Raw genomic sequence first — 14,560 nt, forward strand, 5'->3', positions numbered from 1 at the left:
GGTCGGTGCAAGGCGCTGCACTCAGGCGCCGATACTCAAAAATTGCGGTTGCTGCGACAGCGCCTGCAGGTTGATTTCCTGCCAGCGCTCACCGGCTGCGTCGGTGTACGAATGCCCCAGCCAGGCTGGGGCGTCGCCGTCCGGCGCCTGCGATTCGGTGAAGGCTTCCACGCCGCGCAGACCCACCAGCCGGTCGATCAACAGGGCGCAGTTGACTTCGAGCATTTCGTTGAGCGCCACCAGGCGCGATTGGGCTCGCGCCGAATCGCCGCCGGCGGGCGCAGCCTCGCGGGAAGCGAAGGTGGACAGCTGGACGATGCCGTAAAGGCCGCCGCGCAGGTTGGCGACGCCCAGGAACCAGGGCTGTGCATAGGGCACCGCCTGCGGCGGAGTCCAGGGGAAGATCTCGCCGGCATGCCCGAGCGGGAACAGGTATTTCGCCTCGCCCGCCTCTACCGCGAGCCAGGAGGCGGACACACCCGAGGTGCGGGCCGCCTGCAGGCGGCTGGCAAGCCGGGACTGGAAAGCGCGTAGGGCGTCGCGGTTGGCCATGAACGAGAGAAAAAAGAAAAGCCGACGGTCAGGCCAGCGCGCTGATCTTGGCGATCAGCTCGGCCGCATTCACCGGCTTGACGATGTAGTCGCGAGCACCTTGGCGCATGCCCCAGAGCCGATCGGTTTCCTGATTCTTGCTGGTGCACATGATGATGGGCACCGAAGCGTACTGCGGGTTGCGCGCGATCGCACGGGTGAGCTGGAAGCCGTTCTGGCCCGGCATCACGACATCCATGAGGATGAGGTCGGGCTGCTCTTCCTCGAGGCGGCGCATGGCGTCCTCGGCATTCTCGGCAGTCTTCACCGAGAAGCCGTTCTTCTGGAGAAGATCGGTCAGGAAGATCAACTCGGTCTTGGAGTCGTCGACGACGAGCACTTTGCGAATGGCCATATTACTGCACTTCCTGCGAAACGACGCCGAACTGCTGCACCGCCTGCAGCAGTTGGTCCTTGGTGAAAGGTTTGGTGAGATAGTCCTGCGAGCCGACCATGCGGCCGCGCGCCTTGTCGAACACGCCGTCCTTGGACGAGAGCATCACGACGGGGACATTGGAGAAATGGGCGTTGCGCTTGATGATGGCGCAGGTCTGGTAACCATCGAGGCGCGGCATGAGAATGTCGCAGAAGATCAGGTGCGGCTTGTGGTCGTTGACCTTCGACAGCGCGTCGAAACCGTCCTCCGCCAGCAGCACCTCGTGGCCGCCCTGCTTGAGGAAGATTTCGGCGCTGCGCCGAATGGTGTTGCTGTCGTCGATGACGAGAACCTTGTAACCGGATCCGTTCGAGCTCATTCTCGCCGCTCCTTTATGACACTCTAAGACCGAAACGCCCCTCGTGGGGCGCCAAGAAGCACGGCCCTATGCCATGCTTCAGATTTCAACCATCTCGAAGTCTTCCTTGCGCGCCCCGCATTCGGGACAGGTCCAATTCATCGGAACATCTGCCCATGCCGTGCCGGCCGCAATACCATCCTCTGGCACCCCCACCGCTTCGTCATAGATCCACCCGCAAATCAGGCACATCCAGGTTTTCGTATTCATCGCAGCTTAAAGTCCCTGTTCATAGAATGCAACGATCGTATCCAAACGTATCTCAAAATCGCGTGATAAGCGTCTCAGATACGCCACCATCTGCCGAGCCCCGCTGCGTATGACAACTTCCTTATTACCGCCGGAGCAAGGCCACAAAGTGAGCGATCTTACCGACCCCACCAGCGACGAAGTCAGCGCCGAGAGCGAACCGAATCCGCCCTGCGTGCTGGTCTTCAACGCCAGCGACCCCAGCGGTGCCGGCGGGCTCGCCTGCGACGCCGTGGCCATCGCCTCGGTCGGTGCCCACATGCTGCCGGTCGTCACCGGCGCCTATGCGCGCGACACCGCAGAGATCTTCGACCACTTCCCCTTCGACGAAGAGGCCGTCGCCGAGCAGGCGCGCACCATTCTCGAGGACGTGGAGGTGCAGATGATCAAGGTGGGCTTCGTGGGCTCTCCCGAGAACCTGAGCACCGTGGCCGAGACCGCGACCGACTACCCCGAAGTCCCCGTGGTCGCCTACATGCCCAATCTCTCCTGGTGGGAGGACGCGCAGATCGAGGCCTATCTCGACGCCTTCCGCGAACTGGTGCTGCCGCAGACCACGGTGCTGGTCGGCAATCACAGCACGCTGTGGCGCTGGCTGCTGCCAGACTGGGCCGGCGAGCGCCCGCCCACCGCACGCGACATCGCGCGCGCCGCCGGCGAGGTGGGCGTGCCCTACACGCTGGTGACGGGAATGGTGCTGCCCGACCAGTACTTCGACAACGTCCTGGCCTCGCCGCAGTCGGTACTCGCCAGCGAGAAATACGAGCGGCTCGACGCCGTGTTCACCGGCGCCGGCGACACGCTCTCGGGCGCGCTGGCTGCGCTCCTGGCCAGCGGCACCGACCTGGCCGCCGCCGCCACCGAGGCGCTGAGCTACATGGACCGCTGCCTTGATGCGGGCTTCCGCCCGGGCATGGGCCATGTCCTGCCGGACCGCCTCTTCTGGGCCCAGCCCGAGGAGGAGGACGCCGAAAATGAAGAGTCCGCCACCCCCGTCGACTTCGCCCTGCCCCCACACGACACAAGACACTGATGCCCAGCGCCACCGACCCCAACAGCATCCTCTTCGAGCGCGCCCGCGCCGTCATCCCCGGCGGCGTCAATTCGCCGGTACGCGCCTTCCGGGCCGTCGGCGGCACGCCGCGCTTCGTGAAACGCGCCCAGGGCGCCTACTTCTGGGACGCTGCCGACCAGCGCTACATCGACTACATCGGCTCCTGGGGGCCGATGATCCTGGGCCACGGCCATCCCGCGGTGGTGGAGGCCGTGCAGCGCGCCGTGACCGAGGGCTTCTCATTCGGCGCGCCGACCGAGCGCGAGATCGAGCTCGCCGAGGCCATCCTCGCGCTCGTGCCCTCGATGGAGATGGTGCGCCTCGTGAGCTCGGGCACCGAGGCCGCGATGAGCGCGCTGCGGCTGGCGCGCGGCGCCACGGGGCGCAAGTACATCATCAAGTTCGAAGGCTGCTACCACGGCCATGCCGACGCGCTGCTGGTCAAGGCGGGCTCCGGCCTTGCGACCTTCGGCAACCCGACCTCGGCCGGCGTGCCGCCCGAGGTCGTGCAGCACACCCTGGTGCTCGAGTACAACAACCTCGCGCAGCTGGAGGAAGCCTTCACGCTGCACGGCCACGAGATCGCCGGCCTGATGATCGAGGCCATTGCCGGCAACATGAACTTCGTGCGCGCGAGCGCGGCCTTCGCACAGCGCTGCCGCGAGCTCTGCACGCAGTACGGCGCGCTGCTGGTGTTCGACGAGGTCATGACCGGCTTCCGCGTCGGCCTGCATGGCGCCCAGGGCGTGCTGGGCATTCGGCCCGACCTCACGGTGCTGGGCAAGGTGATCGGCGGCGGCATGCCGCTGGCGGCCTTCGGCGGGCCGCGCGCGATCATGGAGCAGTTGGCGCCGCTGGGCCCGGTCTACCAGGCCGGCACGTTGTCGGGCAATCCTGTTGCCACGGCCTGCGGCCTGGCGACGCTCAAGGAAATCGCCAAGCCGGGCTTTTACGAAGCGCTTTCGAAGAAGACCCGCGCGCTGGTCGAGGGACTGAAGGCCGCTGCGGCCGCCGAGGGCCAGCCTTTCAGCGCAGACAACGAGGGCGGCATGTTCGGCTTCTTCCTCATGGATGCGTTGCCGCAGAACTATGGCGCCGTGATGACGACCGACAACGCCAGGTTCAATGCGCTGTTCCACGGCCTGCTCGATCGCGGCGTGTATATTGCGCCCGCGCTGTACGAAGCCGGCTTCGTCAGCGCCGCCCACAGCGACGAGGACATCGCTGCCACCATCGAAGCTGCCCGCCAGATCTTCGGAAAGACTGAGCCACCGAAATGAAGCCCCTGCGTCTGCTGCCGGCCCTGAGCATTCTTCTTCCGGGCCTGGCGCTGGCGCAGTCCGCGAGCTTCGCACTGCCGAGCTTCGACGAGCCCTTCGACGTCCAAAAGACGTGGATCAACGTCGGCTTCTACTCGGCGCATTTCGACGGCGACAAGGGCCTGCAAAACAAGAACCCCGGCCTGGGCTTCGAGTACCCGTTGAACGATGTGTACCGCGTCACGCTGGGCACCCTCCACAACAGCGACCGGCGCCAGTCGCATTACCTCGGCTTGTACGTGCTGCCCTTCGAGTTTCACGGCGTGCGATTCGGCGCGGTGGTGGGCGGCTTCGACGGCTACCCGAACTACCGCAACGGCAACTGGTTCCCGGCGCTCATTCCCACGGCAGCCATCGAAGGCAAGAACTGGGGGCTCAACATCGCCTACGTGCCGACGATCAAGAACCGCCTCTACGGCGCGATCAGCTTCCAGCTGAAGTACCGCTTCGGCGGCGAATAGGAAAAAAGAAGAAGGCGGCACGAGACGCCTTTTTCTCGCCATGCGCCGGACGGGCTCAGTGGCGGAAGTGCCGCACGCCTGAGAACACCATGGCCACGCCGCGCTCGTCCGCGGCAGCTATCACTTCCTGATCACGCATCGAGCCGCCGGGTTGGATCACGCAGCTCGCGCCGGCATCCACCACCACGTCCAGCCCGTCGCGGAACGGGAAGAAGGCATCGCTCGCCACCGCCGTGCCTTGCAGCGACAGGTTCGCATGCTGCGCCTTGATGCTCGCGATGCGCGCCGAATCGAGTCGGCTCATCTGGCCCGCGCCCACGCCCATGGTCATGCCGTCGGCGCAGAACACGATGGCATTGCTCTTGACGTACTTCGCGACCTTCCAGGCGAACAGCAGATCCTGCAGCTGTTGCGGCGTCGGCTGCTTCTTCGTCACCACCTTGAGCTCTTCGATCGACAGCTCGCGGTTGTCCGCGGTCTGCATGAGCAGCCCCGAGCCGATGCGCTTGACGTCGACCGCGTTGCGGCCCTGCTCCCAGGCCGACTTGCCGCCGGGCGGCAGCGCGATCTCGAGGATGCGCACGTTGACCTTGCTCTTGAAGACCTCCAACGCCTCGGGCGCGTAGCCCGGGGCCATCAGCACCTCGACGAACTGCTTCGATATCGCCTCCGCAGCGGCGCGGTCCAGCGGCCGGTTCAAGGCGATGATGCCGCCGAAGGCCGAGGTCGGGTCCGTCTTGAAGGCCTTGGAGTAGGCCTCGTGCGCGTCCTTTCCGATCGCCACGCCGCAGGGGTTCGCATGCTTCACGATCACGCAGGCCGGCGTGTCGAAGCTCTTCACGCATTCCCAGGCCGCGTCGGCATCGGCGATGTTGTTGTAGCTGAGCTCCTTGCCCTGCAACTGTTTCGCGCTCACCAGAGAGCCGGGCGCCGGGTACAGGTCGCGGTAGAAGGCGGCCTGCTGGTGCGGGTTCTCGCCGTACCGCAAGTCCTGCAGCTTGACGAATCGGCCATTGCTCTGCACCGGGAACAGCGCCTGCGTGCCGTCCTCCTGCAGGCCGGAGAGATAGTCGCTGATCGCGCCGTCGTACTGGCTGATGCGGTTGAAGGCGGCCACCGAGAAGGCGAACTTCGTCTTCCGGCTGAGCTGGCCCTCGGCCTTCAGCTCGGCCAGCGCCTGCGGGTACTGCGAGGCGTCGGTCAGCACGCCCACGTCCTTCCAGTTCTTGGCGGCGCTGCGCACCATCGCGGGACCGCCGATGTCGATGTTCTCGATCGCATCTTCCAGCGTGCAGCCCGGCTTGGCGACCGTGGCCTCGAAGGGATAGAGATTGACCACCAGCAGGTCGATGGTGTCGATGCCGTGCTGCGCGAGCGCCGCCATGTGCGCCGGCACATCGCGCCGCGCCAGCAGGCCGCCATGCACCTTGGGATGCAGGGTCTTCACCCGGCCGTCGAGCATTTCAGGGAAGCCGGTGAGTTCGGCCACCTCGGTGACCGGCAGGCCGGCGTCGGCCAGCAGCTTGGCGGTGCCGCCGGTGGACAGCAAGCGGACGCCCAGGCCATGCAGGGCTTGCGCGAATTCGAGGATGCCGGTCTTGTCGGAAACGGAAATCAGTGCGGTCAGTGCCATGTGGGGCTTATTTCAAAAGTTTGTGTTCGACCAGCTTCTTGCGCAGGGTGTTGCGGTTCAGGCCCAGCCATTGGGCCGCCTTGGACTGGTTGCCCTCGGCCCGCGTCATCACGACGTCGAGCAGGGGTTTCTCGACCACGCGCACCAGCATGTCGTACATGCCGTCGGGCTCGGTGCCCCGCAGATCGCGGAAGTAGCTGTCCAGGCTGCTTCGCACGCAGTCTTCAATGTGTTTCTTGCTCATGGCCCTCTGCTCTTCTTTTCTTGTTCATGTCATGCCAACGCGTCGGCCTGCTCGTCGCTGGGCGTTCGCGCGTTGCCGCCTTCGTCGGGCGGAATGCGGTCCATCCGTGCCGCCAGCACGTCGAAGAACTCCGCGACCGCGCGCCACTGCGCGTCGCAATCCTCGATGGCATTCATCTCGCTGCGGAACTGCTCGCCGCCCGGCAGGTCGCGCACGTACCAGCCGATGTGCTTGCGTGCGGTCCGCACGCCGCTGTAGTCGCCGTAGAGCGCGTAGTGCTGCTGCAGATGCTCGAGCAGCAAGCGACTCACCTCGGCCACCAGCGGCGGCGCGAGTTGCGTGCCGGTCGCGAGGAAGTGCGCGATCTCGCGAAAGATCCATGGCCGCCCCTGCGCGGCGCGGCCCACCATCAGCGCATCGGCGCCAGTGAGCGCCAGCACCTGGCGCGCCTTTTCAGGCGAGTCGATGTCGCCGTTGGCGACCACCGGCACGCGCACTGCCGACTTGACCGCGGCGATGGTGTCGTACTCAGCCTCGCCCTTGTAGCCCTGTTCGCGCGTGCGGCCATGCACGGTGAGCATTCGCACGCCCGCGCTCTCGAAGCGCCGCGCCAGCGCGACCGCGTTGCGATGGTCCTCGCTCCAGCCGGTGCGCATCTTGAGCGTGACCGGCACGTCGCGCGGCGCCGCGGCACGCACCACCGCTTCGACGATCTCGAGGGCCAGCGGCTCGTCGCGCATCAACGCGGAGCCGGCCCACTTGTTGCAGACCTTCTTGGCCGGGCAGCCCATGTTGATGTCGATGATCTGCGCGCCGCGCTCGATGTTGTATTGCGCGGCCTCGGCCATCATGGCCGCATCGGTGCCGGCGATCTGCACCGCAATGGGGCCCGGCTCGCCCTCGTGGTTGGCACGGCGCGAGGTCTTGAGCGAGTTCCACAGCTCCTTGCGCGACGTGACCATCTCGCTCACCGCATAGCCGGCACCGAGCTCGCGGCACAGCATGCGGAAGGGCCGGTCGGTCACACCCGCCATGGGCGCGACGAACAGACGGTTCTCCAGCACGATGTTGCCGATCTGCAGGGTCATGGAGGAAAGTGGCGAGCGCCGGGGGCTGCTGAAAAATGAGGCACGATTGTAGCGGTGCCGCGAAGCCGCCGCTGCAACGATTTGCACTTTTGTCGGCGGGTCGCCGCGCTTCGAAGACCTATACGACCTCGCCGCATATCGCCGCATGTTTCTATACTGCAGCGCACATGCAAGCTTGGCTCGACTCATTACTGGCGCTTCTGGCACTGCCGCAATTCGGGCTCAGCACCCTGTTTATCGCCGCTTTCGTGTCGGCCACCTTGGTGCCGGTCGGCTCCGAGCCGGCGCTCTTCGGCCTGCTGAAGCTCAATCCCGAACTGTTCTGGCCTGCGGTCGGTGTCGCTACCGCGGGCAACACGCTGGGCGGCATCGTCGACTGGTGGATGGGCTATGCCGCGCACCAGGTGGCAGACAAGTACTCGCACTCGAAGCATCACATGCGTGTGCTGACCTGGCTCGAAAGACTGGGGCCCAAGGCCTGCCTGCTGGCCTGGCTCCCTCTGGTGGGCGATCCGCTTTGCGCCGTTGCGGGCTGGCTGAAGCTTTCCTTCTGGCCTTGCGTGCTCTACATGGCGATCGGCAAGTTCCTGCGCTACGTCACGATGACCGTGGCACTCCTCTACATCTGGCCGAACTGAGTGCGCCGCCCGCGCACCCGGTTCAGCTCAGCAGGCCGTAAGGTCCACCGCGCTCCAGCGCGCGCTGGTACGCAGGCCGCGCGTGGATGCGCTCGAGGTAGGCCATCAGCTTCGGCCGCTTCGCATCGAGCCCGCCACGCGCCACCGCAGCCTCGACCGGAAAGCTCATCTGGATGTCGGCGCCGGAGAAGTCAGCGCCAGCAAACCATTCGCTCTTGCCGAGCTCGGCTTCCATGAAGTTCAGGTGGTTCGTGATGTTGGGCATGATGAAGGCCGCCTTCGCCTTGCTCGCGATGCCCTTCGCGATCGGCTTGGCGAAGAAGGGCATCTTCGCCTTCTCGATCCGGTCGAACATCAGCTTGAGCAGCAGCGGCGGCATCGCCGAGCCCTCGGCATAGTGCATCCAGTAGCGGTAGCGCAGCGCCTCGGACGTGCCTGCGGCGGGCGCCATGCGGCCGTTGCCATGGCGCTCGATCAGCGACTCCAGGATCGCGCCCGACTCCGCGAGCACCAGCCCGTCCGTCGTCGTCACCACGGGCGACTTGCCCAGCGGATGCACCGCGCGCAGGCTGGGCGGCGCGAGCATGGTCTTCGGGTCGCGCTGGTAGTGCACGATCTCGTAGGGCAGCTCGAGCTCTTCGAGCAGCCACAGCACGCGCTGCGAGCGGGAGTTGTTGAGGTGGTGGACCGTGATCATGTTCAGGCGCTGAACAGGAAGTTCATCACGTCCCCGTCCTTGACGACGTACTCCTTGCCCTCGGCCCGCATCTTCCCGGCATCCTTCGCACCCTGCTCGCCCTTGTAGGCGATGTAGTCGGCAAAGGAGATGGTCTGCGCGCGGATGTAGCCCTTCTCGAAATCGGTGTGGATCACGCCGGCCGCCTGCGGCCCGGTGTCGCCGATGTGAATGGTCCAGGCGCGCACTTCCTTCACGCCGGCGGTGAAGTAGGTCTGCAGGCCCAGCAGGCTGTAGGCCGCGCGGATCAGCCGGTTGAGGCCCGGCTCCTCCTGCCCGATTTCGGCGAGGAACATCTTCTTGTCCTCCTCGTCCATGTCGGCCAGCTCGGACTCGATCTTGGCGCTGATGGCCACGACCGGCGCGTTCTGCGCGGCCGCGTACTCGCGCAGGCGGTCGAGGAAGGGGTTGTTCTCGAAGCCATCCTCCGCCACGTTGCCGACGAACATCGCGGGCTTGGCGGTGATCAGCGAGAACTGCTTGATCAGCGGCTTGTCTTCCTTGCTGAACTCGACCGTGCGCACCGGCTTGTTGTCGTTGAGCGCGGCCTGGCATTTCTCGAGCAGCGCGACCAGCTTGATCGCCTCCTTGTCGCCCGATCGCGCGGTCTTGTTGTGACGCTGCAGCGCCTTCTCGACGGTGGCCAGGTCGGCCAGGCACAGCTCGGTCTGGATCACCTCGATGTCGGAGATCGGATCGACCTTGCCCGCCACGTGGATCACGTTGTCGTCCTCGAAGCAGCGCACCACATTGACGATGGCGTCGGTCTCGCGGATGTGGGCCAGGAACTGGTTGCCCAGCCCTTCGCCCTTGCTGGCGCCGGCCACCAGGCCCGCGATGTCGACGAACTCGACGATGGCCGGCACGACGCGCTCCGGCTTCACGATCTCGGCCAGCTGACCCAGCCGGGTATCGGGTACCTCGACCACGCCGATGTTCGGCTCGATGGTGCAGAAGGGATAGTTCTCGGCCGCGATGCCAGCCTTGGTCAAGGCGTTGAAGAGGGTGGACTTGCCGACGTTGGGCAGGCCGACGATGCCGCACTGGAGACTCATGGCGGGACTTTCAGGATGCTTTGGGGGAAGCGGGGATTCTAGGCGCGCCGATTCGCCCTCACTCGAAGCGCAGGTTGGCGCCGACCGGCTGGCCGCGCCGGAGCATGTGCTCGATGCCCTGCAGCACGATCGCGTTCATTCCGAAGGTGATGGCGCCATCGACGCGCGGATCGGCACGGTAGGTGCGCAGCGTGTCGCCGACCTCGGGACCGGATTCGGCGGTCGCCGGGTCGATGTCGGGAATGGGGCAGCGCGTGCAGGGCTTCACCGGCTGCAGCTGCGCCTCGCCCTCGCCGGTGCCCACATACAGCATCTCCACGCGATCCTCGTCGTGCGCCTCGATGCCGGCCAGCACGATGTTGGGACGGAAGCGCTCGATGCCGACCGCCGCATGGCCCTGCGCGGCGAGCCGCGCATTGAGCTCGGCCAGCGAGCCCTCGCTCGCCACCAGCAGGGGATAGCCGTCCGAAAACTGGTTCTGCGCCGCGGCGCCGCCGGTCCACTTCATGTTCGACAGCCGCTTCTGCTCGGGATCGAAGCGCACCAGCCGCAGCTTCTGCGGGCGGCCGGGCTGCGACAGGAAGTCGCTGAACCACTGGGCCGCAATGTCGCCCATGTCGTAGGCGGCCACCTCGTCCTTCCAGACCCGCACACGCACCGGCTGCTCGACCCGGTCGAAGGCGATGTGCAGCGCCAGCATGCCGGGGGCGCGCAGCACCATCTCCGAATGCTTCATCTGCGGACGGATCAGCGCCATGCGCGGCAACTCGCGCTGGGTGACGAACTCGCCCTCGGCGTCGACCACCATCCAGGCGCGGTCGAATTCCAGGCCGGTCTCGGTCAGCAGCGCCTCGGGCAGCTCGACGCCGGCGCAGGACTTGATGGGGTAGACGAAGAGGCGGGCGATGGTGGCCTGGAGGTCGAAGTCGGCGGGAACGGTCACGGGGAGTCCTTGGCTGAAGGGGGCGATTGTCCCGCACCGGCGGGCACATCGGCCTCCTACAATGCCCCAATGGCCCTTCCTCCCGAGGTTTGCATTCGCGGCGCCGGCATCGTCGGCCGGACGCTGGCGCTGCTGCTGGCGCGCGAACGCGTGCGCGTGGCGCTCGTGGCGCCCCCCGCTGCGACAGACAAGCAGGACGTCCGCGCCTACGCGCTCAACGCGGCCTCGAAGACGCTGCTCGAATCCCTGCGCGGCTGGCCCGACGCGCCGCATGCCACACCGGTGCGCGAGATGCTGGTGCATGGCGACGAAGGCGGGCGCGTGCAGTTCCACGCCGCGCGGCAGAAGGTGGAGGCGCTGGCCTGGATCGTCGACGTGCCGGCGCTGGAACAACAGCTTACCGACGCCGTGCGCTTCCAGTCCCGCATCGACATCGTGGCCGAGCCCGTGCAGGCGCCGCTCACGGTGGTCTGCGAAGGCCGCATCAGCGCCACCCGCGAGACGCTGGGCGTGCGCTACGAGGTCACGCGCTATCCGCAGCACGCGATCGCCGCCCGCCTGGTCGCCGACGAGCCGCACGACGGCGCCGCGCGCCAGTGGTTCAACGACCGGGGCGAAGTCTTCGCGCTGCTGCCGATGCAAGACAAGCAGCTTGCGCTGGTGTGGTCGGTCGATCAGCTGCGTGCACCCGAACTGCTCGCGCTGACGGCCGACCAGTTCAACACTGCCTTGCACGAGGCCAGCCATGGCGCGCTGGGCGCGCTGCGCATGGTGAGCGATCGCGCCTCATGGCCGCTGCAGCGCGCCATCGCCGACCGCTGGACCGGCCGGCTCGCCGACGGCAATGCCTGGGCGCTGGCCGGCGACGCGGCGCACACGGTGCATCCGCTGGCGGGCCAGGGCCTCAACCTGGGCCTGGCCGATGCCGCTGCGCTGGCGAACGTGATCAAGGACCGCGACTACTGGCGCAGCGTGGGCGACGCCCGGTTGCTGCGCGCCTACGAACGCTCGCGTCGGGCCGAGGTGCTGGCCATGAGCCTCGCCACCGACGGCCTGCAGCAGCTCTTTGCGCACAGCGCCGACCCGCTGCCCGCCCTGCGCAACTGGGGCATGCGCGGCTTCGATCGCACGCGGCTCATCAAGAACTGGGTCGCGAAGCAGGCCATGGGCCTGGCATGAACTGAATTCCGCAAGCAAGACCACCATCATGAAACCCGCATCCGCACTTCTTGCCGCGCTCGCACTCGGCTCCAGCCTGGGCGCCATGGCCGGCGAAGCCGAGATCCGCCAGAACCTGGCCGCGCGCATCCCGCAGTTCGCCAAGATCGACGAGATCCGCAAGGCACCGATGCCGGGGCTCTACGAAGTGCGCATCAACGGCTTCGAGATCTTCTACACCGACGAGCAGGGCAACTACCTGCTGCAGGGCAATCTGATCGATGTCAAGGCGCGCCGCAACCTCACCGAGGAGCGCGTCGAGAAGCTCAGCGAGGTGGCCTTCGACAAGCTGCCGGTGAAAGACGCCTTCAAGATCGTGCGCGGCAACGGCAAGCGCAAGCTCGCGGTCTTCGAGGACCCGAACTGCGGCTACTGCAAGCAGTTCGAGCGCGACCTGGCCAAGGTCGACAACGTGACCATCCATCTCTTCCTCTACCCGGTGCTGGGGCCGGACTCGGTGACCAAGTCGCGCAACATCTGGTGCGCCAAGGACAAGGCCAAGGCCTGGGCCGACTGGATGCAGCGCGGCGTCGCCCCCGAGGCGGCCGAATGCGACACCGCCGCGCTCACCCGCAACCGCGAGTTCGGCCAGAAGTACAACATCACCGGCACGCCCACGCTGATCTTCAGCGACGGCACGCGCGCTCCGGGAGCGATCCCCGCAGCGCAGGTCGAGAAGCAACTCGCCGCGATCAACTGATGGCGGGGCCGGCCATTCACTACCGCGTGGAATGCGCGGATCGCAACGCGCATCTGTTCGCCATCACGCTACGCATCGAGGGGCCTGCCGCACGTCAGCGCGTCTCGCTGCCGGTCTGGATTCCAGGCAGTTACCTGGTGCGCGAGTTCTCGAAGAACCTGCAGCAGCTGCAGGCGAGCCAGGGCCGGCGCAAGCTCGCCGTGCAGCAGCTCGACAAGCACAGCTGGCAGATCGATTGCGTTCCGGGCAAGCCGCTGGAGCTGCGCTACCAGGTCTGCGCCTTCGACAACTCGGTGCGCACCGCCTGGCTGGACGGCGCCCGCGGCTTCTTCAACGGCACCAGCCTGTGCCTGCGCGTCGAGGGCCAGGCCGATGAGCCGCACGGCATCGAGATCGTCGCGCCCGCGCGCTCGCCGAATGAAGAGCGCTGGTCCTGCGCCACCGCGCTGAAGCCCGCCAAGGCCGACCGCCAGGGCTTCGGCAGCTACCTCGCCGCCAACTACGACGAGCTGGCCGACAGCCCGGTCGAGATGGGCGCCTTCTGGAGTGCCGAGTTCGAGGCCTGCGGCGTGCCGCATCGCTTCGTGATCGCGGGCGCGCCGCCCTCCTTCGACGGCGAGCGGCTGATCGCCGACACCCGCGCCATCTGCGAGACGCAGATGCGCTTCTGGCACGGCGCCAAGATCGGCAAGCGCGGCGGGCCCAAGCCCCCGCACGACCGCTACGTCTTCATGCTCAACGCCGTGGACGACGGCTACGGCGGACTCGAGCACCGCCATTCGACCGCGCTGATCTGCACGCGGCGCGACCTGCCGCAGCTCGGCCTCAAGAAGCAGGCCGAGGGCTACACGACGCTGCTGGGCCTGGTCAGCCACGAGTATTTCCATACCTGGAACGTGAAGCGGCTGCGCCCAGCCGAGTTCGAACGCTACGACTATGGCCAGGAGAACTACACGCAGCTCCTGTGGCTGTTCGAAGGCTTCACCAGCTACTACGACGACTTGCTGCTGCGCCGCGCGGGCCGCCTGGATGACGCGGGCTACCTGCGCCTCGTCAACAAGACCGTCAACCAGGTGCTGCAGGCGCCGGGCCGCCATGTGCAGTCGGTGGCGCAGGCCAGCTTCGACGCCTGGGTCAAGTACTACCGGCAGGACGAGCAGACGGCCAACACCACCATCAGCTACTACACCAAGGGCGCGCTGGTCGCGCTGTGCTTCGACCTGACGCTGCGCGCCGAAGGCCAGGTCTCGCTCGACGACGTGATGCGGCTCCTGTGGAAGCGCAGCGGCGGCGGGCCGGTGGGCGAGGCCGACTTCGCCGCGGCGCTCGAAGCCGTCGGCGGCCGCTCGTACTCCGACGAGATCGCCCGCTGGGTCCATTCGACCGAGGAGTTGCCGCTGGCCGAGCTGCTGGGCCGGCACGGCGTCGCCGCGAACGAGGATCCGGCGCAGCGCGCCCAGGAACTGGGCCTGCGCGTGGCGGAGGCCGGCGGCAGCGTGCAGGTCAAGATGGTGCTGCGCGGCAGTGCGGCCGAGCAGGCCGGCTTCTCGGCGAACGACGAATGGATCGGCATCGAGCTGGCCGCCGCCAAGGGCCGTCCGGCACAGGGCTGGCGCATCGCCCGGCTCGACGACCTGGGGCTCTACCTCGGGCCGCTCAAGAAGATCACCGCGCTGGTGGCGCGCGACCGGCGGCTGCTTCGGTTGCCGCTCACGCTGCCGACCGGCGTCACCACATGGCGGCTGGCCGCGCAGGATCCCGCGAAGATCGCGCGCTGGCTGGCACCGCAGTAAAACAGCGTCGACGCGCTGTTCCCGATTTGTTCCCTTCAAGGAGA

At 66.9% G+C, this 14,560-nt stretch carries 17 protein-coding genes; 7 read left to right on the plus strand and 10 right to left on the minus strand.

The window, feature by feature from the left end; all coding sequences use genetic code 11:
• Nucleotides 1–21: 21 nt before the first annotated feature.
• The 4 genes from GXN78_RS08200 to GXN78_RS08215 all read right to left on the minus strand — a co-directional run bounded on the left by GXN78_RS08200 (nucleotide 22) and on the right by GXN78_RS08215 (nucleotide 1,595).
• Nucleotides 22–552 (minus strand): chemotaxis protein CheW, encoded by a 531-nt coding sequence (locus tag GXN78_RS08200; RefSeq protein ID WP_106559654.1) that lies wholly within the window; start codon nucleotides 550–552, stop codon nucleotides 22–24.
• Between the two features lie 28 nt (nucleotides 553–580).
• Nucleotides 581–946 (minus strand): response regulator, encoded by a 366-nt coding sequence (locus GXN78_RS08205; RefSeq protein WP_106559655.1) that lies wholly within the window; start codon nucleotides 944–946, stop codon nucleotides 581–583.
• Between the two features lies 1 nt (nucleotide 947).
• Nucleotides 948–1,346 (minus strand): response regulator, encoded by a 399-nt coding sequence (locus GXN78_RS08210; protein ID WP_106559656.1) that lies wholly within the window; start codon nucleotides 1,344–1,346, stop codon nucleotides 948–950.
• A 78-nt stretch (nucleotides 1,347–1,424) separates the two neighbouring features.
• Complete coding sequence (locus GXN78_RS08215; RefSeq protein ID WP_007838397.1) at nucleotides 1,425–1,595, minus strand: rubredoxin; 171 nt, start codon at nucleotides 1,593–1,595, stop codon at nucleotides 1,425–1,427.
• Nucleotides 1,596–1,704: 109 nt separating this feature from the next.
• Here GXN78_RS08215 and GXN78_RS08220 point away from each other — a divergent pair, with 109 nt between their 5' ends.
• Genes GXN78_RS08220 through GXN78_RS08230 form a run of 3 tightly spaced genes read left to right on the plus strand, consistent with a single transcriptional unit; the run spans nucleotide 1,705 to nucleotide 4,468 of the window.
• Nucleotides 1,705–2,667 carry a bifunctional hydroxymethylpyrimidine kinase/phosphomethylpyrimidine kinase gene (locus tag GXN78_RS08220; RefSeq protein ID WP_106559657.1) on the plus strand — a complete coding sequence of 321 codons (963 nt, stop codon included), beginning with the start codon at nucleotides 1,705–1,707 and terminating at the stop codon, nucleotides 2,665–2,667.
• The gene (gene hemL, locus GXN78_RS08225; RefSeq protein WP_106559658.1) at nucleotides 2,667–3,968 is read left to right on the plus strand and encodes a glutamate-1-semialdehyde 2,1-aminomutase; all 1,302 of its coding nucleotides are present in this window, start codon (nucleotides 2,667–2,669) and stop codon (nucleotides 3,966–3,968) included. The genes GXN78_RS08220 and hemL overlap by 1 nt, the downstream gene beginning before the upstream one ends.
• Nucleotides 3,965–4,468, plus strand: a complete 504-nt coding sequence (locus tag GXN78_RS08230) for a hypothetical protein (protein ID WP_106559659.1) — start codon at nucleotides 3,965–3,967, stop codon at nucleotides 4,466–4,468. Before hemL ends, GXN78_RS08230 begins: the two co-directional genes overlap by 4 nt.
• A 55-nt stretch (nucleotides 4,469–4,523) precedes the next feature.
• Here GXN78_RS08230 and purH read toward each other — a convergent pair whose 3' ends face one another.
• From purH to dusB, 3 genes are read right to left on the minus strand one after another with little or no spacing between them, the layout of a single operon-like run.
• On the minus strand, nucleotides 4,524–6,101 hold the full coding sequence (purH, locus tag GXN78_RS08235; RefSeq protein WP_106559660.1) for a bifunctional phosphoribosylaminoimidazolecarboxamide formyltransferase/IMP cyclohydrolase: 1,578 nt from the start codon (nucleotides 6,099–6,101) through the stop codon (nucleotides 4,524–4,526).
• 7 nt (nucleotides 6,102–6,108) lie between these two features.
• Entirely contained in the window at nucleotides 6,109–6,345 is a 237-nt protein-coding gene (locus GXN78_RS08240; RefSeq protein ID WP_068683508.1) for a Fis family transcriptional regulator, read from the minus strand.
• 29 nt (nucleotides 6,346–6,374) lie between these two features.
• A complete protein-coding gene (gene dusB, locus GXN78_RS08245) occupies nucleotides 6,375–7,433 on the minus strand; it encodes a tRNA dihydrouridine synthase DusB (protein ID WP_106559661.1) in 1,059 nt (352 codons plus the stop codon).
• Between the two features lie 167 nt (nucleotides 7,434–7,600).
• Between dusB and GXN78_RS08250 the strand changes: the two genes are divergently transcribed.
• A complete protein-coding gene (locus GXN78_RS08250) occupies nucleotides 7,601–8,071 on the plus strand; it encodes a YqaA family protein (RefSeq protein ID WP_106559662.1) in 471 nt (156 codons plus the stop codon).
• Between the two features lie 22 nt (nucleotides 8,072–8,093).
• Here the strand turns inward: GXN78_RS08250 and GXN78_RS08255 are convergent, their stop codons facing one another.
• The 3 genes from GXN78_RS08255 to GXN78_RS08265 are packed head-to-tail and all read right to left on the minus strand — an operon-like array spanning nucleotide 8,094 to nucleotide 10,805.
• The gene (locus GXN78_RS08255) at nucleotides 8,094–8,768 is read right to left on the minus strand and encodes a glutathione S-transferase (RefSeq protein WP_106559663.1); all 675 of its coding nucleotides are present in this window, start codon (nucleotides 8,766–8,768) and stop codon (nucleotides 8,094–8,096) included.
• Between the two features lie 2 nt (nucleotides 8,769–8,770).
• Complete coding sequence (gene ychF / locus GXN78_RS08260) at nucleotides 8,771–9,862, minus strand: redox-regulated ATPase YchF (RefSeq protein WP_106559664.1); 1,092 nt, start codon at nucleotides 9,860–9,862, stop codon at nucleotides 8,771–8,773.
• A 58-nt stretch (nucleotides 9,863–9,920) separates the two neighbouring features.
• Nucleotides 9,921–10,805, minus strand: a complete 885-nt coding sequence (locus tag GXN78_RS08265) for an MOSC N-terminal beta barrel domain-containing protein (protein WP_106559665.1) — start codon at nucleotides 10,803–10,805, stop codon at nucleotides 9,921–9,923.
• A gap of 69 nt (nucleotides 10,806–10,874) precedes the next feature.
• Here GXN78_RS08265 and GXN78_RS08270 point away from each other — a divergent pair, with 69 nt between their 5' ends.
• From GXN78_RS08270 to GXN78_RS08280, 3 genes are read left to right on the plus strand one after another with little or no spacing between them, the layout of a single operon-like run.
• Nucleotides 10,875–11,984 carry an FAD-dependent monooxygenase gene (locus tag GXN78_RS08270; RefSeq protein WP_106559666.1) on the plus strand — a complete coding sequence of 370 codons (1,110 nt, stop codon included), beginning with the start codon at nucleotides 10,875–10,877 and terminating at the stop codon, nucleotides 11,982–11,984.
• Nucleotides 11,985–12,012: 28 nt separating this feature from the next.
• Complete coding sequence (locus GXN78_RS08275) at nucleotides 12,013–12,723, plus strand: DsbC family protein (RefSeq protein WP_106559667.1); 711 nt, start codon at nucleotides 12,013–12,015, stop codon at nucleotides 12,721–12,723.
• Nucleotides 12,723–14,516, plus strand: coding sequence for a M61 family metallopeptidase (locus tag GXN78_RS08280; protein ID WP_106559668.1), 1,794 nt, complete (start codon nucleotides 12,723–12,725; stop codon nucleotides 14,514–14,516). Before GXN78_RS08275 ends, GXN78_RS08280 begins: the two co-directional genes overlap by 1 nt.
• The last annotated feature ends 44 nt before the right edge of the window (nucleotides 14,517–14,560 follow it).

Origin of the sequence: Variovorax sp. WS11 (assembly GCF_010499245.1) — a bacterium.
Classification (GTDB): Bacteria; Pseudomonadota; Gammaproteobacteria; order Burkholderiales; family Burkholderiaceae_C; genus Variovorax.